We start from the raw sequence: 25,604 nt of genomic DNA, 5'->3' as shown, positions 1-25,604 counted from the left end.
TTGCGTAGCGACGCCGGATCGAGCGTACCGAGCGAGAGCGTCTGGGCAATACGAGTCGCGGCGATGTCGGCGTGGAGGAGCGTGGTCCAGGCCGTGCTTCCGGCGGGTGCGATCTCGACCCGATAGCCCATCAACTGCGCGTCGGCGATGCTCGCCGCCAGGGCAGTCGGGTCCGTGATCGTTACGGGGCGTGTCTGCGCCGTGGCGCCTGTGAGCGGCCCCGACCAGTTGAGCGCAGGCGCGCTGGTATCGGCTGGATCGCGTACGCGAAGCTGACTGGTCCGGATCGTGATGAAGCCATCGGCATCGGTCGCGGTGACCTCGACATCCACCAGGCCAGGCTGGGACGGGGTCAGTCGGAGGCGACCGCTCGTATCGAGGCTGGCGGAGGTCCAGTCGGCGCTGCCGATGGCGGCACCGCGAATGCGTACGGCCACCGTTACGACCGGGCTGAAGGAGGCGGCGCGCACCGTGACCAGGGCGGTCTGGCCGGGCAGCATCGGCCCGCTGGGCACGCTGTCGATGACGACCTCCGGTGAGTTCGCGGAGGCGTCGGCGACGACACGCAAGGTGAAGGTCCGGGCGACGGTGGCACGTCCGTCGGAAACCGTGGCAGTTACGACGAAATCACCGACCTGTGCGGGGCCCGGCGTCCAATGAAGCTTTTTCGTCGCCGTGTCGTAGACGGCTCCTTCCGGAAGGCCGAGGAACGACACAGTCAGGGCTGCGGTCTGCGCCGCGCCGTCAGGATCGTTGACGACGAAATCGCGGGTTCCGCTCGCGACACCGAAGTCGACGGGCAGGGTGAGTTCGGTCCCGACGAGTGCGGCCCGGTTGCTGACCGTCAGGGTCGGCAGGCGGTTGACGTCGAAGACCCGGACATGGACGGTCTGCAGCGAACTCATGACGCCGTCGGTGACCTTGAACGTGAACGCGAAGTCGCGGCTGCCTTCGACGGCGTTGTCGACGATGCCGTTATCCGGGGTCCATTCGAAGTAACCGGTATTGCCATCGAACGACACGCCCGGAGGCGTCGAGGCGTCGTAGACCAGGCTGGCGTGCGTCGCGTCACCGTCGACGTCCACCGTCCTGAGGGTGAACGAGAGCGTGGTGCCCTCGTCCACCAGCTGCAGCGGCATCGGCAGGATCAGCGGAGCCTGGTCCACGTTGGCGACATGCACTTCGAACTGACGGTCGAAGCTCGCCGTTCCGTCGCTGCCGGTGACGCTGAACCGGTACACCCCGGGTGCCTGGGCACCGGCGTTGCCGCCTTGCGCCGCAAGGACGTCCGGCGTCCACGCCAAGGTGACCCGGCCGGACGATGCCGGATCGGACACCAGCGTCATGCCCGGAGGCAGGCCGGTCGCGGACCAGTTGATGGTGTCGCCGTCCGCATCTGTCGCGAACAGGTCGAGCGCCATCGGCACGGTTTCCGTCGTGTCGATGCGAACCGGCACGGCAGGGTCGGCACTGTCGGCTACCATTGCGCCGTTGAACTGCACCCCGAGTACCTGGGGCTCCGTATTCGCGGCGCGGACGACGATCCGTATCGTGCGGCGGACGACGTTCGGTACGGGGACGGCGGGGTTGGTATAGCCCTTGTCCTGCGGCGGCAGGCCGCTATCGGAAACCAAGAAGGTGATGTCGTGCGGACCGATGTCGTCGGGGCCCGGAGTCCAGGTGAAGATCGCTTCGCCGTAGCGGGCCTGGGGAGTCAATACGGCACCCGGCGGCAAACCCTCGACAGCGTAGGTCAGGCCGTCCTGGTCGAGATCGGCCACGCTCACGGGCAGGCTGACCGACTGGCCCGAGACGGCCACGATCTGGGTCGGCAGTGTGATGACGGGTGGCTCGCTCTGGCTGCGCACCGTGATGACGAAGCTCGCTGCCTGCGTGAGTACCCGGCTCGCATCGCCGTCGCCGTTATCGCGCGCGGCCAGCGTGATGGTGTAGTCGCCACGCGTATTCGCGCCAGGCGCGAACCGCAAAGTGCCGGTCAGGTGTCCGTCCTGCGAGCTCGCATTTCGGATGAACGTGGCGAACGCGGGAAGGCCCGTGATTGTGAGATCGATCGGGTTGCCGTCCACGTCGGTGATGTCCACCGGGATGTCCAGAGTCGCACCCTTGTCGACGAACGCGTTGACGATCGGTGCGATGACCGGAGCGCGGTTGGTGTCCGCCACGACGATGGGGATGGTGACGCGCGTGCTGGCGGGTGTACCTGTGCCGTCGCCGTCGTCGGTCGCCACGACCGTGACGTAGTACGTGCCGGCCTGCGAGTAGCCAGGGGTCCAGACTATCTCCAATGTCTCGTTGTCGAAGATCGCTCCAGCCGGCAGGCCTTCCACGCGGTAAGTGACTGTCGCGTTCATCGCGCTACCCTGGTCTTGCGTGGCGCCTCCGTTGGAGATGCGGACGCGGGGAGCGAACTGCGGGTTGTCGGGATCGAAAGCGAAAGCACTGATTCTTAGCGCCTGGCCTTCGAGTACGTTCCAGGGCTGATCGATGTTGGCATCGAAGACGGGCGCACCATTCGCATTGAGTACGTTCAGCGTCAACGTCGTCGATACAGTCTTCTGGATATCGTCGCCATCGGCTGAGGGGTAGGTTGCGATGAGCGAGACGGTGACGGCGTACGCGCCGTGCTGATCGTAGCCGGGCGTCCAGCTTAGCCAGCCCGTGTCGGCGTTGATGGTCAGGCCACCCGGTCCGTTCGCGATCACGTAGCGCAGCGTCACCGTGGTGCCATCCGCACGCGTGGTTCCGCCCGGGATCGCGCCGATCAGTTGGAGCGCAAAAGCGCTGCCCTCGATCAGGGTTTGGGGCGGAACGGCCGCAAGAGTCGGGCCTGGCTGTGCCTGATTTACCGTTATCGAGATGCGCTGCTCGCGCGTGGTTTTTCCGTCGCTCACGCGGACGAGGATATCCTCGTAGATACCCGCCTGGGCATAACCTGGGGTCCATGCGATCGTGTTGCTGCGCGCGTCGAAGCGGGCGCCCGCGGGAAGGTTCGACACGCTGTACGTGAGCACGTCGCCGTCGGCGTCGCTGGCGACCAACGGAACGGTCAGCGCCTGGCCCTCGGTGGACGTCAGCGTCAGGGTGGGCGCGATGAACGGTGCACGGTTTCCGCCCTGAACGGCCAGATGATAGGTGCGCAGCATGGTGCCGCCGCGCTGGTCGGTCACACGAAGCACGATGAGGTTGTCGTCGGCATCCCGCGATGTCGGCGTCCAGGACAGCGAAAGTGTCGTCCCCGCCGCACCGGTGTCGTCGCTCGCACCTGCCGTCGCTCGCATGCCGGCGGGCATGCTGACGACTTGCCAGTACACTGGGGAGCCGTCGTTGGCGGTCGCGAGAAGTACGGCGCTCCATGTCGTTCCCGCGATGCCGGGCTGCAGCATGTCGGGATCGGACGAACCGTCATCGTAGGAACCGTCGGCTTCGCCATGATCCGCATCGGCCACGACGGGACCGCTTTGCAGGATGGTGATATCCGGCGGCGTGACGGCGGCCGGCACGGCGTATACCCCATGACCGATATCGAAGGACGCCAGGTCGGCGAGGCCGGTGGCATCCAGCACCGTACGCGGCACGACCGTGACGGTCGTCTTGCCGATCACCGTGCCGGGAGCCGCCGAGCCACCCATCGCCCCGAGCAAGTCGGACAGGTCGATCATCCACAGATCGGCGAGATTGCCCGAACCGGTCGACGCTCCTGGGATGGAGAGGCCGAAGTACTGACCGGGATCGAGCAGCAGGACGAGCGGTGCCTTCAGCGGATCGTGCCCCACGTTGGTGAGGGTGACGTCGTAGCTTACGGCACCGGTCAGGTGATCCGAACGCGTGCCGCTGAAGGTCAGTTGTACCTGTGCACTCAGATCAAGCAACGCCGTGAAGTGCACGCTGTAGCTGTTGCCGATGGCGAGCTGTGTCGCGCTGCGCAGTGACGATGCGATGTCGAGTTCATATGCACCGGCCGTCAGTCCGGACACGTCGAGGTAGGCCGTATGCGTTGCAGCATCCCAGCGCACGGCGTGCGGATGGAGCGCAGCCGTCGTTCCATCACCGAGGACGAGCTGGTAGTTACGGACATCCAGGATGCTCGACGGATCGCCGTCGTCGCTGGCGTAGTCGCCACCCAGCCACATGTCCTGATCAAACACGACCGCAATCTCACCCAGCGGCAACGGCACCAACGCCCCATCCGGCACGCTCGTCGCCAGAACCTTCGGCGCACGCGCCGGAGCGATTTCATCTATGTGATGGGTCTGCGCCACGAGCAGGCGCCCATCGCTGGTAGCGACGATCGCCTCGGCCTGGGTACCACCGCCGGCAAGCTGCAGCACGCGGCGAGAATCCAGTTCGATCATCCAGGTGGTCGAACCGTGCGTGGTGTCGGTGACACCGGCGACGGTGACGTGCTGCGCAAGCTGGCCGGAGGCGAACAGCAGGCCGGCGAGCGGGGTGCCCGCGGCGCCGAACGCGATGGACGAGACCGTGCCGGTCAGGCGGTACTCGAGTTCCGCGCGGCCGATGGTCTTGCCGGACATCGGGAAGCTGACGATCTCGGTGCTGCCGTTCGGATCGGCGGCGGTGATCTGGCTGCCGGTCCAGCGGACGGCCCACAGGCGCCCGTCCGGGCCGAAGGCGAGGTCGCCGACACGGGTGTTGCTGAAGTGCTGCCAGGCCTTGGCGGCGTTGGATTCGTTCGGATGGAACACCTCGATGCCGCCGCCGGACGACACGTAGATGTCGCCGTTGGCCGCGATCGCCAGCGCGTGGGTGAGCGGCTGGCCGCTCGGTCCCTGCAGGCGGCGCAGGATCGCGCCGCTGTTCGCGTCGACCTGGAGCAGTTCGTTACCGGTCATCACCCACAGCTGGCCGAACGCGTCGACGGCCATGTCGAGCACGGGGCTGTCGAGCACGAACAGCGGGGTCACCGAGTGGCCACCGTCCTTGCCGACCTTGAACACTTCGTTGCGCTGCGCGCCGGCGCTGAACAACACGCCGTGATCGGCGAGTTCGACCATCGCCATCGCGCCGATGTCGGCGTCGCCGACCGCGAACCCGTCCGCGAAGCCGCGCGTCGTGAACGGCGAGAGGACATTCGCGTAATCGCCCGGGCTCGTGCTCGCGACCACACCCGGCAGCAGCTGCGTGGCCTGCTGGAAGAGGGTGTTTTCCGGGTAGTCGCGATCGGGGGCCGCCGCCGGGGTACTGGGTGTCTGCTCCAGCCCGGGCGTGACGCCTAGCCCGTCCAGCACGCCCTGCCTGCCGCCATCGTCGGGCAGTACCGCATTGGTGATGCTGGCCGCCTCGCGGTTGCCCGCCAGGTCGGTGGCCACGGCGAGGAACTCGTAGGTGTGGCCGGCTTCGCCGGTGAATACGGCACTGGTGCGATCGGGCCCGACCTGGCGCTGCCAGATACGGAAATCGCCGCCGTCGGTCGCGACATAGACGGTGACGAAGCGAATGCCGCTGGCATCGTCCTGCGCGTCCCACTTCACGGTGTAGGTCGGTGCGCCTGCGGCGTTGTTGCCGAGCCTCGTGACCGTGACCGTGGTCTTCGGTACGCCCGCGTCGAGCGTGACGTTGAGCGTGCCGCTGTCGATCGGCGGGGTCTGGTCGAAGAAGATCCGCGCATTAGCGCCGATCTTCGTGCCGGTGACGGCGGAAGCCCCGACGGCCACCGTATAGGTCACGAAGCCGCCGACCGAGGCGCCGTTGGTCGGTACGAGCAAGGCGCGGCTGAGGTCCGTCATCACCTCGCCGGTGGCCGGGTCGATCGCCTGGATCAGCCAGGTGGCGATGCGCGATTCGATATCGATGCCCGCGCTGACACGCAGCACGTAGCCCTTGGTGCCGGTGAAGTCGAAGTCGGCCTGGAAGTTGGCGCGATCGGCCGGTACGTGGATGTTGATGTCGCCGAGCTTAAGATCGCCCAGGCGCAGCGAGCGCGGATCGAGGTTGGCATCCAGCTGGCTGACGATGCGGATCTGGCCCACGCCTTGCGCGGTCGGGTTGGCGAACGCGAACGAGTAGGGCAGCGGCGTGGCCGATGGCACGTAGACGCTACCGTCGGCGGCCGTGGCCCGTCCCTGCGGACCCTGCACGGCAATGGCCGCATCGTCCACACCGGCGCGCTGGGCCATCAACTGCAGGTACTGGGCGAGGTTGAGCGACTTGCCCGGCAGCGGGTTGAATTTCTCGTCTAGCAAGCCTTGCGCACGCAAGTATTCCAGCTCCGACTGGCCACCCACGAACACCTGGAAGTTCTCGAACTGCAGGGTGCGGCCGGCGTGCCGGTCGTAGTCAGCCGGATTGGCTAGTGACGGCACCGGCACGATGACTTCATCACCCTCGTCGGTGTAACGCACCTCCGTGTGATCGATCGGGCCGGTGGCGGCGCCCTTGTCGCCGCTGTACTTCGCGGTGTCGCCGTACCACTGCTGCACCTTGGCGAAGAAGCCGAGCAGGTCGGCCTGGGTGCGGTAACTGTCGCCGGCGCGCGAGAGCAGAATGCCGGCGGCAAGGGTGGCGTTGAGGCTGACCACCTGCGGGTTCGTGGTGATCGGCGGTGCCTGGTTGTCGGGACGCAGCATGCCGCCGGTCTCGAGTGCGGCCAGCCAGCCGTTGACCCAGGTGGACGGATCGGCGGCAAGCACGGCAAGGCTCGCCGGAACCGTCGGGTCGGCGAGGATGGCGGTACGCAGGCGCAGCGCGTAGGCCGTCTGTTCCGCAACGAATTCGGCGCGGGTCAGGGCCGTCGCGGCGGCCACGATGTTCATCTCGAACGATTCGGACAGTGCCTCGACCTTGGTCAGGATGTCTTCCGGCTCGGTCGAGCGGAAGCGTCCCGCCAGGCCGGAAGAGATGGCGTCCAGCCCATCGATGCCACCGTCCAGGATGCCTTGCGCCTTCCACTCCGGATGGACGGCGTAGAGCGCATCGCGAAGCCCGGCGAAGTCGCGGTTCACCCAGGCGGTGAGCCCGGGGTAGGTCTGCAGGCGGAAGGTCATGCCGACGAAGCCGCTTGCAGCGACATCGAAGGCGTAGCCGGGCGCAAGGTTGTAACCGGACGTGTTCAGCGTGCCGTCCAGCGACGCCCACGGGATATCCGTGCGCGACTGGCTCGACGGTGTCTGGCCGTAACCCTGCGTGTTGGCCGGTGAAGTGGCGGTGTTGCCGTACGGCGAGCCGGCGACGTTGGAACCGAACAGCGCGTAGGGCAGGTTGAGACCGTCGATGAGGTACTTGTTGTAGCCCATCTCGACCGCGCCGACGTCGAAGCGCACGTACGGCGTGTCGACGTTGGTCAGGCTCTGCAGCGAGACGGTATATGTGGCGCCCTGGCCGGGATCCAGGTTCCGCGGGCCACCGACGCCGATGGTCACGTCGTCCTCGATGCCGCGCTCGACGAGGTAACGGTTCGCCTCGGTCACGCGCTGGCCGTTCGGGTTGACAACGGTGACGTCGTACAGGCCGAGCGGGAACGCACGCGTGTCGAAGATCGCGCGGATATGGGTGGCGTCCAGCACCTGCCAGCGGTCCGGCTCGGCTTCGTAGACACCGGGTCGGCTGAGCTTGACGATGGCGCCGGGCTGGAAGCTGGAGCCATAGATATCCAGCGTGACCCAGCGGTGCTCGTCGTCGCTCACGCCGCCATGGTCCGGGGTGACCTGGGTGATGGACAGCGGCAGCAGGTCCGCGCGCAGCGTGGCGGCTACCGCATGACCGCCCCGGCTGCGCACGAGGATGTAGTAATCCCCTGCCAGCGTGCTGGCGATGAGCGCCTGCTGGTCCGCCGCGGACGGGTTCGAGTACGAAGCGTCGTAGGCGTAGGTGGTCGGGATGTCGCCGTAGCGGATATACAGCTCGTTGTCACCGGACAGTGCCGACGAGTCGAGCAGTACGCGCAAGGTCTGCCCGGAGGCGACGCTCACTTTGTAGAGCTGGGTGACGCCATCGTCGAGCACCATCGCCGTTGGGCTGGCGACGGCAAGCACGGGAACCGAGGTCTGGATGGTTGCGGCGGAGGCCGTGAGGTTGTTCGCCTCGCCCGGCGCCATCACCAGGCCGGTCGGGCCGTAGCTGATCGCGCCTTCGTAGACCTCGTTGTAGAGGTCCGGACGGACGATGATGCGCCAGCTGCCGTCCTTGAGCGGCGGCAGGTTGGCCGTGAGCGTGCCGCTGTAGCTGGTGTGGCCGGCAAGGTCGCCACTGTGTACCACCTTGCCGAGCAGGATGTCGCTCAGGCCCCAGGCGTTGTCGATCGACAGGTAGACCGCGTCCGTCCACGAGCCGTGGGCGGTGTTGTCCGAGTCGTTGGTGATGGTGTAGTTCACGGTCACCGGCTGGCCGACCTGCGCCTGCGGCGGCACCGTCACCGTATCCACCTTGAGGTCGGCCGGCGGCGGGATCTCGACCAGGACCGGCTGGTCGGCGGCGCTGGCGTTGTTCTGGTCCTTGCCGAACTCGAGCACGGCACCACTGGCGCCGGCACCGAAGGCGCGCGCCGGATCGGTGATGACGAACACGTACCATGCGCCGCTCAGGTCGCCCGGTGCGGTCACGCTGAAATGACCGTCGTAGGTACCACCGGCGGCGAGGCCACCGGTGTGCGACAGGTAACCCAGGTAGCGATCCTGGTTCACGTCGAGGAAGCGGTCGCGCGACAGGTACACCAGGTCGTTCCAGCTGCCTTGGTCCGACGGAGTGGCACCACCGGCGTTGACTACCGAGTACTCGACGGTGAAGGGCTGGCCGGCAACGACGTGGGACGGCGCGCTGACGGTCGACACGGTAAGGTCGGGCGGTGTCGCCAGCGTGATCGGCAACGCAAGCGAGGCCACGTTGTTACCTTCGTCGCGGAACTCGAGCACGGCACCGGGGCCACTCCCGCGGACGACGTCGAGGCCGTCGCGGATCGAACTGGGTGTGCTGCCGTCGAAGTCCTTCACCGTGGACGTATCGGCCTTGACGATGACGTGGAAGTTGCCGCTGATCGACTGCGGCAGGTGGAAGGTGACGCTCGCGGTATACGACTCACCCGGTTGCAGGTAACGCGGCTTGCCGTTCGCGTCGAGAATCGTGATGCCCGTGACCCGGCCCGGGTTGCTGTAGCGGTCGCCTTCGGGCAACGGCGTGTCGCTGGCGTCCAGCGTATCGTCATTCGAGAGGTAGACACCATCGGACCATGAGGTGACACGCGTGGCGCGATCGCCGCGGTTGGTTACCGTCCAGGTCACCGTGACCAGGTCACCCGATTGCGGGGTCGGGTTGGAGATCGACACCGTGTCGATCTGCAGGTCGGCCTCGCGGTAGGTGATGTCGATGCCTGCGCTGCCGAAATTGTTGGCGCCATTGAGGCCCTCGAACACCGACAGCCCGTAATAGCCGAGTGCGTAATCGTTGCGGTTGCCCGCGTTGAGCTCGTCGAGCGGCTTCGACCTCGGTTCGGGCGAGGCCAGGGTGTCCTGACTCGCGCCCGTGTCGGTGATCACGTAGATGTAGTAACGGCCGTCGGTTCCGGGCGGCAGCGTCACATTGGCGGTAACGCTGTAGCTCGCACCGGCGGCGAGGCCGGCAGTGTTGTAGTGCGTGAACGCGCCGAGCGCGGTCGCGCGCGACGGGATGAAGGTCGGATCGGTGCTGATGAAGACCGAATCGATCCAGGCGCCGGTGGACGGCCACACAGCTTCGCCCTGATTGGTTACCGTCCAGGTGATCGGTGTCGGTTCGCCGGAATAGTTCTGCGGTGGAATGAGGACCGAGGTGACCTGGAGGTCCGCCGGATGCGTGATGACATTGGACGCCACCGCGTTGGCGTTGTTGTCCTCGTTGGTCTCGCGGACCTGCCTGAGTGCATCGGACACCACGATGACGTAGCGGCCGGTGACCGACGGTGCGAGCTGCACCGTCTGGTTGACGGTGTACTTCTCGCCGTTGTTGAGGGTGCGGTTCTGCGTGTAGCTGCCGATCAGCCAGATCTTCGTGGCCTTGGACAGGTCCGCGTTGTCGGCCACATACACCGTATCGGTCCAGCCGCCGGTGAACAGGTCGCCCTGGTTCTGCACGGCGTAGCTGAAGCTGAGGTTGCCCCCGGCATCCACGGTCTGCGGTGCAGTTACCTGGGCGACCACGAGATCAGGCGGGGTGATGCCCAGGACCGAGATCGAGCGCGCCTTGTAGTTGTTGTTGTCGAGCTGGGTGGGGTCGTCGGCATTGACGTTGGACGCCAGCGTGTCTTCGAGGATGCTGTCGTAGGCATCGCTCCAGACGGTGATGTAGTACTGCCCGCTGAAGGTGTCGTTGGGGATGGTGACGCGCAAGCTACCCAGGTAATCCGCGCCCACGGCTAGGTTACCCGTGTGCGTCACGCTGCCCAGCAGCACGTCGCCACGATTGGCACCCGGACGGCGTGGGTCCTTTGCCAGCCAGACGGTATCCGTCCAGCTGTTGGTCGCGGCGTCGACCCCACGGGTGATCGCGCTGCCCTTGTTGGTCACGCGGTAGTCGACCTGGATGGTCGCACCGTGTACGGCCTGATCCGGGGCGACGACGTTGTCGGTGACCAGGTCGGCGAACGGCACCGGGTCGACGTGGAAGCGGACCGCCTTCTGGTTGTCGTCGTCCTTCGGGTATTCGTCGACGTTGTTGTCGCCGTCGGCGACGACGATGATGTACACGTCACCACGGTAAGTGATCGGGATGTCGATCGACCCGGTCACGTTCGCATACCGATCGGTCGGAGCCAACGCGCTACCATTGTCGAAGATGCCGACCAGTACGTCATCGCCGGTCAGGGTGCCATCGAGCGACAGGTAAACCTTGTCGCGCCAGTGACCGCTGGCGGGTACCGAGCCGTTGTTGACGATGGTGTACTGGATGCCGACGCGGGTGCCCGCGGTAACGCTGTCGGGAATCGATACCGTGTCGACCTGAAGGTTCGGGCGGGCCTGCAGCACGATCTGCGACGGTGTGGAAGCGATCGTCAGGTTGTTTCCGCGTGCATCGCCGTATTCGTAGACCTGCGCGCCGTCCTTACCCAGGTTGCTGTTGGTAATGACTTCGAGGCGATAAAGCCCTTCGATCTTCGCCGGCAGGCGGACCTGCTCGGTACGCGTGTAGGTCTTGCCGGCCTCCAGCGGGCGATCGTACGTGTACGTACCCAGCAGGATATCCGGGCCGCCGTTGGTGGATACGAGCTTCACCGTATCGACCCACGGGCCGTTGGCAACAGCCTGGCCCTGGTTGATCACCGTCCAGGCGAGGTCGACCACCGCGCCTTCGATGGCGTTGTCGGGCATGCTCAGCGCCTGCACGACCAGGTCGGGCGACGGTGCCAGTTGCACCGGCACCGCCGCACTGTGACCGACGTCGTTGTCGCCGTAAACGAACTCGAACGGACCGCCGGTGCGGACGTTGACGTACCACGTACCGGAAATACCATTGGGCACGTTCACCACGATGCTGCGTGCATAGTGGTCGCCCACCTCGAGCTGGCCGATATGGTTCGCGCCGGCGAGCTGGATCGGCGAGCCGGTGCCGTCGGGCGACGTACTCAGCCAGACGGAGTCGGACCACTCGGCGGTATCGGTGATGCCGATGCCCTGGTTGGCAACGGTCCAACTGACCGTCAGCGGCTGCCCGCTGATGGCGTTGCCCTGGGTCTGCACGGTGTTGACGACAAGGTCCGCGTACGGCTTCGGCATCACGTCGACCGTATGGTCGCTTGCAAGGGTATCGTTCGCGGTCGCACCGTCCTGGAAGACCTGCATCGTCGCATCGGTCACCACGAACAGCTTGTACCGCCCGGTAAGCCCCGGCGGAAGCAGGGTGGTGAAGTCGCCCCGGTAGCTGTCGCCCACGGCGAGCGCGCCATCGTGGCGCACTTCGCCCACGACGCGGTCGTCGCCGTTGCCGACGATGTCGTCGGTGGAGAGGATGATCCGGTCGACCCAGCCCGACGCATCGCCCGCCCCGGTACCACGATTGGTCACCGTCCAGCTCACCGCGAGGGTGGCCGGATCGGCGATCAGCGTGGTCGGCGCCTGCACGGCGCCCACGACAAGATCGGCATGGGGCGCCAGCTGGACGGTGAAAGACTCGCGCCCGGTGTTGTCGGCACGCGAGCGGTCGTCGATCACGTTGCGAGCGTCGGTGACCACCACGACTTCGTAGTTGCCACGTGCATCGAGCGGGATGGCGATATCGGTAGAGGCAACGTACGAGGCGCCCTTAGCCACGTCCGTGCCGTGCGCGACTTCGGCGACCTGCGTGAGTTGGCCGTCGCGAGACAGGTACACACGATCGATCCAGCCGCCGCTGGCCAGCCCGCCGCTATTGGCGACGGTCCATTCGACATGCAGCGAGGTACCGGACTGGACCAGCGAAGGTCCGCTCACGGAGGCGACGGAGAGATCCGGACGGCTGACCGCGACATCGGCGGTGGCCACGGCCGTGTTATCGGCCTCGTTATCGCGCTCGTAAACACTGTTGTCGCTATCGGTGACGACCACCCAGCGGTAGCCGCCTTCGGCCAGCCACGAGGGGACGGACACATCGATGGTGCGCGACGCGGTGGCACCGGCGGCGAGGCCGTCGGTGTAGAAGCGGCTGGCGACCTGGGTCAGCGAACCGTCGGCGGCGCGCAGGTAGACCGTGTCGCGCCAGGCGGCCGTCACGGCGATATTGCCCGTATTGGCCGCCGTATAAGTCACACGGGCGATGTCGCCTGGGCGGATGGCGGTCGGACCGGTGACGGCGGATGCCACCAGATTAGGCACGGGTGCGAGCGCGATCGACATCGCCGCGGACGCCGCCGTGTTGTTGCCGGTGTGCCCCCGTTCGGTGACGGTATCGTTGAGGTTGGTCAGCACCAGCACGTAGTACGTGCCGACGAGGTCTCGCGGCAGGGTGACGGTGGCTGTACCGGTGTAGCTGCCGTTCACGCCGAGCACGCCGGTGTGCACCACCGAACCGGCCAGCACGATGTCGCTGAACGATGGCGTCGGCGAGCGGGCCAGCACGATGCGGTCGTTCCACAGCGCCAGGTCGGTCGGCGAGTTGCCGGTGTTGGTGACGACCCAGGTAACCTTGACGTTTTCCCCACTGAGTGCGCTGGCAGGCACGGTGACGGCGGAGACGCCGAGGTCGGCGTATGCCGCGGTGACGTCGATGCCGCGTGGCGCCGAGAGGGTGTCACCGCGCGTATCGGGCAGCAGTACTTCGCCGAGCGCGTCGGAGCGAACCCGTATGGTGTAGTGCCCGTCGGCGACTACCGGCATGGTCACGCTGAGGTTCTGCGCATAGCTCTGACCATTGGCCAGTGCGCCGGTATGGCGGACGCTGCCGATCACCATGTCGGCCATGCCGTCGCGGCTGAGGACGATCTGGTCCGTCCAGGCGGCAGCGGTGGGTACCTGGCCGGTGTTGCCGACCGTCCACGAGACGGTGACGGGCTGCCCCGTCGTCGCCTGCGTCGGCGCGCTGACGCCGGATACCTGCAGATGGGCGTATTGAGTTATCGCCGAGACCAGGGACGACGAGGCGGAATTGTTGCTTTCGGCGTTGCCGGCGAGGTTGGCTTCGAACAGCACGCCGTTACCGGCGGTGTTCTGGTCGGACGTGACGGTGATCGACAGGTTGCCGGCACCCTTCAGGCCGTCCGGCAGGCGGAAGGTGAAACTGCGCAGGCGGCGTTCGCCGGCGCCGATGGGACCGTTGGCCACGCCTGCGACGATCGTCGCCGGATCGTAGGGCAGGGTCGTATCGACGAGCACCAGGCCGTTGTCGGCACGGGCGATCGTGATGCGGTCCATGAAAGCCGCTGCGGTCGGGCTTGCGCCCTCGTTCCAGTCTTCCCAGGTAAGTGTGACCACCCCGCCGGCGCTGACCTGCGTGCTGACGAGGGTGAGGTTGTGCACGGTGAGGTCGGGACCGGCCACCACGGACACCGTGGTGGCGTTGTTGGTCTCGCCGGTACCGGCGGGGTTCGCCTCGTCGATCTCGCCCAGCGCATCGGCGATGACGCGGATCGTGAAGCTGCCTGCCGCATCCACGCCGGACGGCCAGGTGAAGCTCGCATGGCGGCTACGCGTGTCGCCGGCGGCAAGCGGTCCCTGGGTGAGAGGATCACGCAGGGTGACGGTGGCGACGACGCGGCCGGTCGACGTATTGCGAATCTCGACCGTTTCGCTGAACGGATGGGTGACATCGCGGTCACCCGTGTTGGCCAGGGTCCAGTCGACGGCGACCGGCTGGCCGGCCACGAATCCGGAGGCCGGAGACAATACCAGCCCGCTCACGCTCAGGTCCGCGTGGGCGGAAAGGGCGACATCGACGTTCACGACCGCGCTGTTGTTGGTCTCGTTGTTTTCCTTGACCAGGTTGTCCGAATCGGCGATGACCGTGATCGACAGCGTCCCGGCCGCAGCAGCGCCTGCAGGCAGATGCAGCGTGACCTGGCGGGTGATGGCCTCGCCTCGCGGGATGCCGGCGCTGCCGTCATAAGGCACGGTGAGGTCGAGCAGGATGTCGCCGGTGGCCATGTTGCGTACCACCACGCGATCGTTCCAGGCGCCACTCGTGTCGAGCGTGCCCCGGTTTTCGAGTACCCAGGACAGCTGCACGGTCTGCCCGGTTTCCAAGCCGGTTGCCGGGCTGAGTTCCACGTGATTGACCGTGAGGTCCGGCGTTGGGTCGGACAGGAGCGTGCCCAGGTCGACGGTCGGGGTCTGCGGCACGTGGACAAGACGGATCGAGGCATCCGCCACGATCTGCGTGTCGCTGCCCGTACGCTCTACGATGAGCGTGTAGTGCCCGCCCAGCGTGAGCGTGCCCAGGGCGATACCCGTACCGTCGAACCGGTATTGCAGATTGCCCTGGCTGTCGTAGGAGCCACTGACGTTGCCGATCGCGTAGCGACCAGTCACCTGCTGGCCGGTCGGGTCGATCAGCTGCCAGGTCATGGCGCCCTCATAGTGGTCCATGAAGGCACCCGGCAGGACGTCGAGGAAGTACGCTTCGCCAGCGACCAGGTCGAGGCCATACATTGCGACACCGCGCGGCTGGTCGATGTGGACCTGGGTCGTGGTGTCGACGGGCAGCGGTATGGCCACGGTGGTGTCGAGCAGGCGGAACGCATAGTTGCCTGCGGATGCATTCGTGCTGGTGAGCACGAGCATGTAATCGCCCGCGGGGACGGTGATGGCGTAGTCGCTGCTGCCGTCGCTGTAGTGAACGTAACCGCTGGAGACCTGTCCTTGCGGGCCGATCAACTTCCACAGGACCGAATTGTCGCCGGAAAGCCCGTCGACGACGATGGTGGTGTCGTGGTTGGCATGGATGTCGTAGCGCACCGAACCGCCGCCCGTGGGCAGCTGGCCCTGCGTGACGACATTCGCGGCGAGTGACTGCGACGCACTGCTTACGGCGAACCGGTAGTTTGCCTGGTAGCTCTGGCCGGCCTCGTCCATAACGAGGTAGTACTGGCCGGCGGCAAGTCCGAAGAAGCCACGCGATGTCGTCGCGTCGCCATTCGCCACGACGTCGCCGGCGCTGGACAGCAGGCTGAAGCGCAAGGGATAGCCGGTGCCGGTGGTGTCGAGCCAGAAGGCGCCGGAGGCATCGACATCCACCTTCCATGCCAGTGCGCCGGTCGTCGCCGTGAATGTGCCCGAGGCCGGATCGCCGCTGCCGAGTGCCGGCGCGCTGCCGATGTCGTCGAGGCGGAACGTCACGGCGTGGGCGTAACCGTCCGGCGCGCTCAGGCGTAGCGTGTAATGCCCATCGGCTGGCAGCAGAATGGCCTGGACCGGGAGGTAGTCCGGTGCGCGCGAGTACACCAGCACGCCGTGTGCGTCGAGAATTTCGATACGGGCATGGAAGTACCCGCCGGTGGTCAGCCACAGGACCTGATTGGCGCTACCGTCGAAATCGTAGATCGTCGCGCCGCTCGCGGGGATCGTCGCAACGACCGACGTGCCGAGGGCCAGCGGGCGACTGGCGGCGGTCAGCGAGAAGTCGTTGTAGAACGTCTGCCAGCCAGAACCGGCACGATCACGAACGAGGTAATAGTGACCGGTGGAGGGCAGGGCGCCGGATGTACCGCCACCGCCGAGATCGGTGACCAGGGCACCGTAGGCGTCATAGACGCGCCAGGATGCGCCGTCACCCTGATCGGAGATCGTAACGACCTGTTCGGCCTGGGCATCGAAGCCGTAAGTCGATGCCGTACTGCCGTAAACCTGCTGGCTGAACGAGCCGCCGTTCGGTGCCATCGTGTTATGCGCGAGGTCGTGCACGGTCAGGTTCAGCGAGCCATAACCCTCCAGACGCAGATCGTAAAGGCCTGCCGTCACACCCAGGACGACACCCCGCGCGAGCGAGGTCCGGTCGAATACGCCGTTGGCGACGACCTGCCCGTCGCGCAGAAGGCTCCATGCGCGAGGCGTATCCGCATAGGTCACGTCGAGCAGTATCTGCGTGGGCGCACCGATGGAGAACGATAGATCGGTGGGCGAATACGCATTCACCGAGAGGTCGGGCGTGTTGGCCGTCCGCCGTACGATCACATCGATCGGGTCCGAACCGGCAGCCAGTCCCGTAAATACCAGCCGGTAGGTCCCGGAAAGAGTGACAGAGGCATCGTCGCCGACGGCACCGGACGCGACCGTGTATCCGCTGGCGTCGTAGATGGCCCAGCGGCCGGGCTCGTTGTGTGCGAAATGTACGTTGAACGGGCCGTTGGTGCGGGAGTCGAACGTGTACACCCGCGGCGAACCGTTACCCGGCACGACCCGCACGGGCGTGTCCACGGTCAGCGCGACCGACGACGAGGCGTCGTAGAGCTTCAGGTCGGCGGTGTCGCCATCGTTGGTGAAGGCAAGAGCGTAATGGCCTGCCGGAAGGTCGATGGGAGTGAACGAGGCATCCTCGTTCCACTGGCCCGACAGGGATAACCCGGTGTCGGAGGTCAGCGTCCAGCGGCCATGACCGTTGCCCGTCCCGTCCGTGCCCAGGAGGAGCCAGGAAGGATGGGACAAGTCGAACCCGTAGATCGCGCCGAAGGCACCGTTGCCGGTGGCGGGGACGGACATGGCGTCATCCAGGGCGACCAGCGGGGTAGGCGCGAGCGGGGCGCTGACATGGAGCGTATAGTCGCTCGGTTCGCTGCTGTCGAAGGTATTCACCATCCGCAGGAAATACGTGCCCTCGGCGGGAAGCGCCGGCAACAGGGTATCGGCTGAGCCGCTAGAGGTGGCCAGCACCGTGCCATCGGGAGCCAGCAGCACCCAGTCCATGCCGGAGGTTGGCATACTGAGTTTGCGCACCTCGCCTGCATGGCCTTCGAAACGGGCGAAGCCAGTGACGCCGGGCGACAGCGTCACGGTGGTGTCCTGTTCGGTATTCAGAACGGTCGCGGCGTGCAGGTCGATGAAAGACAGGCCGAATGCGTAGCCGTATCGATAGCCGCCATAGGCGGAGAGAAAATCGACACGGTAGTCGCCGGCAGGCAGGGCGAGCAGCACGCCTGAGGGACCACCGTTGGCGAGTGGGAAGTCGCGATCGATGCCAACACCGGAGACGTGGATACGCAGGTCGGCCGGGACATAGTCCAGTGCGACGTACCAGCTACCGTCAACGCCCACGTGGAGTGCGCGCGAAGCGAAGTCACCGAAACCGCGGTAGTCGACGCGGTCCGGTCCGTCGAGCTTGGCCGCGGGCATGTCCGTGAAGTACAGGCCATCGCCGGCGTACCCGCCGACGTCGACCTTGAAGTACCAGGTTTCGTTGGCCGTCGCGGCGATCAGGATCGGATCGCCGCTGTTTTCGTCGTCGCCATTGAAGTCGATCGGGGCCTGGCCCGGGCGTAACAGGGTCACGTGGCCCTGGAACGTCGGCTTCATCAGCCACGACTGTCCCGCCGTGACCGACAGGGCATAAAGGCCCTGGTTGCCTAAGCGATGCGAATCCGCATCGACCATCGTCGCGGATGCCGAGGTCTGCATGCGCAGCGGCAACGTGCGTGCGACGTCGTCGCTGTTGGCCACGACCAGGCGATAGTCACCGGCGGGCAGACGTATGATTTGCGAACCGTACGACGACAGCTGATCGCCGCTGACCACGGGCTGGCCGGTCGCAGTGAGCAACTGCCAGGTCAGGTTGTACTGCGGATCCGTCGACGCCGGCCAGACGAAGTCGTCATGGTCCAGGTGGAACGCGAACCCGGCACTGCCGTGCCCGGCTAGGGCGACGTCGGTCGTGGTATCGGTGGAAATCGCGACGTCTGCCGGTGCCGCGGGCGCCGCCAAGCGCGTGGTCGCGCTGAAGATGACCGGCGTACCCTCGGTGTTACCCTGAATGCGCAGGTAATAGGTGCCGACGCGCTGGAGCATGACGTCGCCGACATTCTCGCCGTAGCCCCACATGACGACGTTGCCGGTCGGGTCTATGACGTTCCAGCTGAGGTTGGAGGCATGACTCGTCTGCACGAGCGTCAACATGCTACCGGTGGTGGCATCGATACGGATGTAGCGCGTATCGCTTTGGTCCGTGGTGTCGACGGTGACCGTGCCGCCGCCGGTGAGCGACGGAGCCGCCTCGAGGCTGTCGAGACGGAAGGGGAGTCCCGCGGAAACGGCAGCGAACGATTCCTGGCCGGACGCCTGGCGGACGCGGAAATGGATGACGTAGTTGCCGGCGCCTAGCGCGGTCAGGTCGTTGTTGTAGCTGTAGCGATCCCGCGCGAACCACGTGGTACCGGCGGCATCGGTGATGTCGTAGGTACCGTTGGGGTTGCCATCCGGGAAAGCGAGATAGAGCGTCCGGGCACTGTCGAGTGCAAAGGCAAAGGCCTGCTCGTAGCCGTTGTCGGCGTTGAGATCGAGCGAACCGGTGGTGCCGAGCGCGAGGGACTGGACGGGAACCACGTAAGGCGTGATGGCAAGCCGGTAGTCGACGCTGCCGCCGAGGCCTTGGCGCATCACGATCAGTTGGTAGTCACCGCCGTCGGTACGCTGCCTGATATCGAACGGACCGTTGCCGCTGGCCACGGTATTGCCGCCGTGGACGATGATCCAGTAGATATCGTTCGTCGCGCCGCCATCGATGGCAAGCGACACCGAGGCGATCGAGGTGCTCGACGGCAAAGTGTAGACGGCCGCCGAAACCGTGTCGTCGAACGTATGGACGGCACCGGCGTCCGCCGTCTCAGCGTCGGTGATCGATATCAACTGGACGCTGTAGTCGGTTGACGGTTCCTGGGTGCGGATACGCACGCGGTAGTCGCCAGCGTAGATGTGCTGCGGGGAGCCGTTCAGATAGGTGCTGTTGCCGTAAGCGTCGACCAGTTCGATATCCGCGTTAGCTTGCGGTACCACACCGTAGTACCAACCCTCGTGCGCGACGTGGATCAGATAGTTGGACTCTGCACTCGCTCCGGTGGTGCCCACGATGTTTCGACCCGCGATGGCGGTCGGCAGGTCGGCGTGGCTGACGCCCAGTTCCACCTGACTCGCATCGCCATCGACCAGCAGTGCATACGTACGGACGGACAGGGCGCCGAGGTCGAGGTCGGCATCTCCGTAGCCCTCGACGACGACGCTCGTACCGTCGAGTATCACCCAGTGTGCCTGCCCATTGACCCCGGTGAGATGGAATCGGGTGCTTTCCAGCCCGGTTACAGGCAGGGTAAACGCGGCGACGCCGGCCGGCGGGATGGCGACGGTTGCGCTGTCGTCGAGTGCCACGGCGGCATAAGGGTCGATGACGCTGACGTCGTAGTCGGCAGCCTCCGCGGTGGCACGGAGCTGCAACTCATAGGTACCTGCGACGAATGAGGCCGCGTTGCCGGTCAGTGTATCGAGCGCCATCCATGGTCCGGCACTGCCTGCGGTCACCAGTCGGGCCTGGACAGCACCGGAGCCACCGATATGCAACACGGTGTCCTTGTCGAGCGTCAGGATCCGGACGGCTAGGTCGCCGGTCCGGTCAAGGTGTCCGGACAGCTGGGCCGTCGCCGGGATCGTGACCGGCGTGATGGGGTCGATCCGCAGTGCGACGGCAAGATCCGCGGCCGTCGACGAGGAGCGTTGGAGCACGAGGGTGTACACGTCGCCGTCGAGCGTGGGGGTACGTATCGTGCCGATACCGGTTCCTGCGACGACGAGGTGGCCATGGCCGTCGAACAGCTTCCAGTTCGACAGACCATCGGCGGCGAGCGAGAGATCCAGGGCGCGGGCGAACGGGAGATCGAAGCGGACGACGCTCACGTCGGCGTTCATCGGTATCGTCGCTTCGCTGCCACCGAGGACGATGAGCGGTGCCGTGGCGCTGTCCAGCGTCGTCAGCGCGTAGTGCGCGTTATCGGCGAGCGCCGCGATGGTGAGCTGGTATTCGCCAGCGGCCAGCACGGGGGGCACGGCGTCCGACGAGCTGTCGTTCCAGTCGGTAACGATCGACCCGTCGAGTGCGCTCAGACGCCAGTGGATGCCGTTCGATCCCGCATCGCGGATCAACTCGGTCAGCGGCAGGGACTGCGCATAGCCAACCGAGAGCCGGTAGGTGGCGATTTCCTGCGCATGGGCGAGGCTACCGTCCAGTGTGCCGCCGAGCGGCACGGCGGTCGGTACCACGACCGATGTCCCGGCGCGTTCGACGCTATCCAGCACGTAATGTGTACCGGGCACGCCCTTCAGCACAATGATCCGGTCGGTACCGGCGATCACGCCGCGCGCGATGGCTGTCCCGGTCATCGGCCCACGGCCCTGGAAGACGATTCGACCCGCACCGTCATAGACGGTCACGGCGATGTCTGCATCCAGCGACAGGTCGAGATCCGCAAGGGGCCGCGTGGCCGCGATACGCCATACCGCGAGTCCGTCGGCGGCGAGATCGCCGGCCTGGCTGCCGCCGCCGGACAAGGTGGCGATCGAGGCCAGGTCGACGAGATCGATCGCGAACGTTCCCGGCGACGCGGTGGTCACGTCGAAGAGGTAATGGCCACTGCCGAGCGACACGGGCAGCGCATCGGCGCCTGTACCCGTCGCCACGACGCTGCCATCGGTGAGCGATATCGTCCATCGGGTGCCCGCATCGCCGCCCCGAACGACCAACCGCGTGGCCGTTGCAAGGTCCAATGTGTACTCCGCGGGAAAGGTCGACGAGGTGGTGCTGCCCGTGACAGGTTGGCCGACCGTGGCGGCGCCGCGAAGGCGATGATCGAGATAAACGCTGCAGGTTGCGCCAGTCGAGGCGGTGTCGGCTCCGTTGCCGTTCACCAGCACGAACCAGGTGCCGTCGCCGGGCAGGACAAAGGACAGTGCGTCCCCAGCGGCGACGCTACGCTGTATACCGGCGTAGTTACCGTGGGCATCGTAGACGGTCACGGTCAGGCCGAAGTCCGCATTGGCGACGAGACGTAGTGCATCCCGGTTGCCCGCGTCGACACGCAGAACCGTCGAGCCGGCGCCCGTGGCCAGGTCGAGAGCGTGCTCGACATCGGTAGCGACGGGGGGCAGGGCGCCGAGCAGCCTGAAGTTGAAGTCGATCGGACCGGGGGCCCCAAGCGACGATCCGATCGTGAGCCGGTATGTGCCGGCGGCGGGAAGGCGCAGGATCGTGCCTTGGCGGCCGTGGTCCAGCGTCGCGCTGCCCATGATCGAGCCGGTCGGGCCGGCAAGCGACCACTGCACGCCAGGCGAGACCAGCAAGGCATCCATCAGTGCCAGAGCGGGAGCATCGATCGAGAATGTATAGACTATCGACTGCCCGGGCACATCCAGGTGGTCATGCACCGGTGTACCGGGCACGAGGTCGTGCGTCACGGTGGTGAGCGCAAGCATCGTCAGCGTGGACGTCGTGGGCTGATCCGCCGAGCCGTAGCTGCTGACCAGCAACGAGTAGTTACCGGCAGCCAACGCGAGCGAGGTAGGTGTGTAATTACCGGAGCCGGAAGCGACGCCGTTGCCCTTTCGGTCGTACAACGTCCACGAGGTGCTGCCGCTGCTCGTGAGCGCGACGGCATAGTTGCCGTCCACGATGTCGACCGAATACGCGTGGGTCGTCGGCTTGTTGGACGTTTCCGGTGTCGGCGTGCCCGTGGCCAACGCCGTCCTGCCGACCGCGGTAACGACACGGAAAACGAAATCGTCGGTATCCAGGTCCTGTCGCTGGACGGCCAGCGTATAGTTGCCGGCGGCCAGGCGCAGGGTGATCTCGCCGTTCTGGAAGTCGCGCGAGGAGAACACCGCGCCGCCCGGGCCGACGAGTGACCAAAGCGTGCCGTACTTCGTCGCATTGCCGACGAACGACACTAGCTGTTGGGCATCGAGCGTGAAGCCATAAAGGATCGAGCCGCCCATGGCCGGCACCGTGCCGACGATATCGCTGTTCAGCGCCGCGGTCGCGTTGGTCTGCCCTCGCACACCCAGCGTGAAGGGCATCGCGACAATGGCCGGTGTGTTGGCCGAAGGCAATAGGACCAGCGTGTATTCGCCGGTTTGGGTCAGGGCGATATCGGGGCGCGTTTCGAACCCATAGTAGGCGTTGGCGACGATTGCACCGGTCGGCCCATAGAGCGCCCAGCGCCCGATGTTGTACTCGGCCGACGGCACGACATACAGGTGCTGCCCCGCAGTCCCCTGCACGTGGAACAGGCGGATCTGATCGCCCGGCGCGCTGGAAGCGACGAGCGCGCCGGGCTGGATTTCAGGCGTGACCGAACCGTCGAGCAGGCGGAAGCGATAGTCACGCGGCACGGCACCGATGGTGCGCAGGCTCAGTGTGTATTGACCGGCGTTGAGCCAGATGCCGACGGTGTCGGACATCGTTTGCACCTGGTTGTAAATCGCCTGGCCATAGCTGTCGACCAGGGTCCAGCGCAGGTCGGGGCTCATGCCGCCGCTGAGGGTGTCGAAGTGGACATAGTGCGGCTGATCGACGGTGAACGTGTAGCTGTCCACGTCGGCACGCCCGGTGAGCGTGCCGGAAACGACGTCGTTCATCGGTAGCGGGGCCGTCGAGCGGTCGACCATGGCGACGGTGACGTTCTCGGTCTGACTGCCAGAGGCCTGGTACTGTGCCAGCAGGTAGTACGAAGCACCCGCCGCCAGGTTATAGGTCGTGCCTCCCGTGAAGTTGTCGGAGGTGCCCGGAACGAGACGGCCGAACGCGTCGTACACCGCGTAGTTGGCGTAGCTGTCGGAAAAGACGACCACGCCGCCCGCGCCCGGCACGTCGATGCGCATCGGCGTGGAGGCTTTACCGGGATGACTGAACTGGTTGGCCTGGTTGAACATGAGCCGCTGTGACGCGGCGGCATCGACGACGCGCAGCGCATACGCACCGTTGCGGGACAGTCCGCCATCGTACGTGGCACCCTGCAGGGTGAGTGCGTAATCGCCTGCTCGAAGGAACAGCACGCGGTCGCCATACGACGAAATGGTCAAGGTGTCCATGGCGATGCCGCCCGGACCGACGAGCTTCCAGGTTGCGCTGCTGTAATCACCCTGGTTGTCCATCACGTATACGCCGTCGCTGGGTACCGTGAAACGCAACGTGCGTATCTGGTCCCAGCTATCGAACGTGCCGGCAACTACCGTACCGAAACCGATCGTATCGCCGTCGGGCAGGGCGGTCGGTGGCGTGTTCACGCCTTTTTGCAGTGTCAGGGTGAAGTCGTTGGGTGCGCCTACGTCGACCATCAGCGTGTAGTCGCCGCCACTGGCCAGAGCGAAGGTGTTGTCGCTGTATCCGACATAGCGCGTATCGACCACGACGTTGCCATAGGCATCGACGATGCGCCACTTGGCGTCGTAGCTGGCGATGGATGAGGCGACGGAGAACTGGTCGCCGGCCTGTGCGCTGAAGCGATAGGCGCGACTCTGATCGGCCGTTGCGTTATCGATCGAGACCGGTGCGTCGATCGCGATCGGCGGCGCCGCGGCCAAACCCACGATGGCAAACGCAAAATCCGGCGTGTCGTTTGCAGGGGCAGTGAAGGTCAGGGTGTAATCGCCAGCATCCAGTAAGCGCAGGACGCTCTCGTTACCGTTGAGCAGCGGTGTCTGTCCGAACGGCGCCGCACCCTGGCCATCGAGCCGCCAATACACGCCATCACCCAGGCGACCGTCGAAAGCGAGCGCCGTGGCGCCGTCGAGGTGGAAACGATAGACGGTACGCTGGCCGGGCAGGGCGATCGTGCCGGCCACGGTCGTAGCTGCTCCGAACGAGCCGGCATCGAGCGTTTTGACCACGTCGGGTACGGCCTGGAAACGAAAACCGAATGTCGTGGGTGTCGAGGGATCGTTCGACCCACCGCTGACGACCACCACGTACTCGCCGCTCGCATTGGCAGTAAACCGTGCTCCGGCCGAAGGTATGGCGGTAGAGCCCAGCACCGAGCGCCCTTGGGTATCGAAGATGCGATACGTGACGCCATCCGTGCTGGCGGTCAAAGCAGAAAGGTCATAGTCCTGACCTTGCTGAACCGCCACCCGAATCACGCTCGACTGCCCCGCGGTATCCAGCGTGCCACTCACCGCCTGGCCATCGACAGCCGTCGACGATGCGCCTAGGTCATGCATGGCGAAGCGGACCGTGCCGATGTCGGAATAGCCACGGTCCAGCGTCAACGTGTAGGAGCCGGTACCTAACGCAAAGGTGCCGTAGTCCAGGCCGTAATAACCGCCAAAGCGGCTGCTCGAAAAGCCATTGGGGCCGGTCAGTGTCCAGTAGTAGTCGCCGCTACCGAGGTTTTCGAACAGCACACTGCGTGGCGTATCCACATCGAAGTGATAGCGCAGCGACTGGCTCGGCAGCGGTGCGGCGACGGTCGTGGCCTGGTCAAGGGTCAGGGCCGCGTCGACATCGTCGACGCGCGACAGGTTGAAACCGAAGTCGACCGGACCGGTATTGGACTGGGGGCCGTCCACCAGCAGCAGGTACGGGCCGCTGAGACGGGTGGAAAACCCGGTCGTCGTCGTGTTCATGCCCGTGCCGGAGCGTTCCAGTTCGCCGTTCGGGTCGATCAGTCGCCAGCTCGCCTGCGGGTTGGTGCCGCCCAGGGCGGTCGTCACCATGGAGAATTTCTGCCCGGCCGACGCGTCGAATCGATACACCGCCGTGTCGTTGCCATGCTGCAGCGTGCCGGCCGTGTCCTGGCCCAGGGTTATCGGCGCTGCCGTCTGCGCATCGACGATTCGCAGCGCGTAGGAGCCGACGGCATCCGCCGTTCCGCTGACGGTCAGCGTGTAAGCACCAGCACCAAGGTCGAGTGCTCCGATATTGTTCTCGGTATAGGCAAATGCCGAGCTTGCGATAGGGCCATGGGCGTTGCTGAGGGACCAGGTAATGTCGGTTCGGTCGGTCAGGCTGTCGAGGATGACCTTGCGATCGTCCTGCAGGCTGAACTGGAAATGGTTTTCCTGACCCGGTGTGGTGAGCGTGCCGTCGATGGCGATGGCCGCCGGATTGACGTCGCCGGAGAGGAGCACACGAGGCTCGAGCGCTTCGAAACGAATGGCCGCCGGCGCCTGTTCCGGTAGGGCGACATCGTTGCTGACTTCCTTGCTGGACGGACGGTTCGACGATTCCAT

General features: G+C 65.8%; 1 protein-coding gene (only partly in view). It reads right to left on the bottom strand.

Going from position 1 to position 25,604, the window contains the following annotated elements; genetic code table 11:
* Positions 1-25,604, bottom strand: partial view of an Ig-like domain-containing protein gene (locus AB8808_RS11445; protein ID WP_369929460.1) — the 5' portion only. The gene continues 11,773 nt to the left of window position 1, outside the view; the window shows 25,604 of its 37,377 coding nt (coding positions 1-25,604); its start codon is at positions 25,602-25,604; its stop codon lies off the left edge, out of view.

The sequence above is a fragment of the Xanthomonas sp. NCPPB 2632 genome, assembly GCF_041228075.2.
Lineage (GTDB): Bacteria > Pseudomonadota > Gammaproteobacteria > Xanthomonadales > Rhodanobacteraceae > Luteibacter.
This window is presented reverse-complemented; position numbering and strand designations above follow the sequence as displayed.